Raw genomic sequence first — 2266 nt, 5'->3', positions numbered from 1 at the left:
GTATCTAATATTCAGTCTCGCGTATACCCGTCGATTGTTTGACACTTACGTTCTGTTATTTTGAAATTTGAGAAGTTTTTGATCCAGGTTTAAAAAGCGCCGGATGACATGCTGTACTCGGCTCTCGCTTTGCGAGCCTGCAGAATTTCGGCGTGAACACCTTCGAAAGCGGGTTTACAGAGCCCTATTCTCCGCAGCAATTAGAACCATTCTTTCAGGATCGGCCGTCTGTCGGATCGTTCTGCGAGCCGTTCTCCACCTTGTTTCGATACCTGAATTTTCTGTTGGGGAGCTGAAGCTTTTCCTTTCGGTAAAAAGAGCACGGATGTTCTGTACCATGCTCTTGTAATGGGATTTGAAATCTGAATGGTACTCGTTCTCACCGCTCTTACTTTGCGACTACGATGTTAACCACTTTGCCTTTGACCACAATGATCTTCTTGATTTCGTGGCCTTCTGTAAATTTGATGACAGACGGCTGTTCGAGCGCTTTTTCCTTGAGGGCTTCTTCGTTGCTGCCGGCCGGCATTTCGAATTTGCCGCGGACTTTGCCGTTGACCTGAACGATGACGGTTACGACATCTTCCACAAGCTTGGATTCGTCCCAGGTCGGCCAGGGTTCGTAGGCGATGGACTCATTGCTTCCGGTCAGCGTGTGCCAGAGCTCTTCGCCCAGATGCGGTGCGAACGTTGAAATCATCTTCACAAAGCCTAACGCGTACGGGCGGTAAATCTTCTTGTTCTTGTACGCTTCGTTGATGAAGATCATCATCTGCGAAATGGCGGTGTTGAAGTTAAGGGTATCGATATCCTTGGAAACTTTCTTCACCGTCTGGTTATAGACTTTGTCGAGGTTTCCATCGTTTTCATCGGTAATTTCCAGAGCTTCGGTGAAAGCGCGGTTAACGCGTTCGAGCCACTTGCGGGTACCGTCCAGACCCGTCGTCGACCAGGGCAGACCCGCTTCGAGCGGTCCCATGAACATTTCGTAAACGCGCAGTGCATCAGCACCATGGCTGGCGACGATTTCATCCGGGTTTACGACGTTGCCGCGGGATTTCGACATCTTTTCGCCGTTGCTTCCCAGAATCATGCCCTGATGGAACAGTTTCTGGAACGGTTCCTTTGTCGGGACTACGCCCAGATCGTAGAGCACTTTGTGCCAGAAACGTGCATAGAGCAGATGCAGAACCGCATGTTCCGCACCGCCGACGTACAGATCAACCGGGAGCCAGTGCTCAAGCAGTTTCGGGTCGGCAATCGCCTTGTCGTTATGCGGATCGATGTAGCGCATGTAGTACCAGCAGGAGCCGGCCCACTGCGGCATCGTATTCGTTTCGCGTGTTCCCTTTACGCCGTCAATTTCCACATTGAGCCAGTCGGTGCAGTTGGCCAGCGGCGATTCACCGTTGTCCGCCGGCTGGAAATTGTCCGTTGCCGGGAGTTCGAGCGGGAGTTCTTCCACATCAATGGTGCGTTCGGTGCCGTCTTCCATATGAACGATTGGAATCGGCTCGCCCCAGTAGCGCTGTCTCGAAAAGAGCCAGTCACGCAGTTTGTACGTTGTCTTGGCATTTCCTGCGTGATGGGCTTCCAGCCACTCGATCATCTTGCCGATGGCTTCCTTCTTGCCTAAGCCATTAAGCCATTCGGAATTGATATGCATCCCGTCTTCCGTCCAGGCTTCTTTTTCAATGTCGCCGCCTTCGATGACCGGAATAATGGGCAGACCGAATTTTTTGGCGAATTCATAGTCGCGGGTGTCATGAGCCGGTACGGCCATAATGGCGCCGGTTCCATAGGAAGCGAGTACATAGTCGGAAATCCAGATTGGTACTTTCTTTCCATTGACCGGGTTGATCGCATAGGCGCCGGTGAAGACGCCGGTTTTATCTTTGTTCAGATCCGTTCTCTGCAGATCGGATTTGGTAGCGCATTCCTTTTTATAGGCTTCCACCGCTTCTTTCTGTTCCGGCGTAGTGATTTCGTCAACGAAAGGATGTTCCGGAGCCATTACACAGTAGGTTGCGCCAAAGAGGGTATCGCAGCGCGTCGTGAATACGGTGAACTGCTTGTCGTGGCCGTCAATATCGAAAATGACATTGGCACCCGCAGACTTACCGATCCAGTTTTTCTGCATTTCTTTTGTGGAGGATGGCCAGTCTACGAGATCGAGATCTTCCAGCAGGCGGTCTGCGTATTCGGTAATACGCAGTACCCACTGACGCATCGGTTTGCGGATAACCGGGTAGCCGCCGCGTTCGCT

Annotated in this window: 1 protein-coding gene; it reads right to left on the bottom strand. The window is 51.7% G+C overall.

Annotated features, from left to right (window positions below; genetic code table 11):
- Window positions 1-388 precede the first annotated feature (388 nt).
- The coding region (gene leuS / locus ACLUYS_RS09870; RefSeq protein WP_412659793.1) for a leucine--tRNA ligase at window positions 389-2266 on the bottom strand (1878 nt) is incomplete at its 5' end.

This window comes from Allobaculum sp. (genome assembly GCF_047010065.1).
In the GTDB taxonomy this organism is placed as follows: domain Bacteria; phylum Bacillota_I; class Bacilli_A; order Erysipelotrichales; family Erysipelotrichaceae; genus Allobaculum; species Allobaculum fili.
This window is presented reverse-complemented; position numbering and strand designations above follow the sequence as displayed.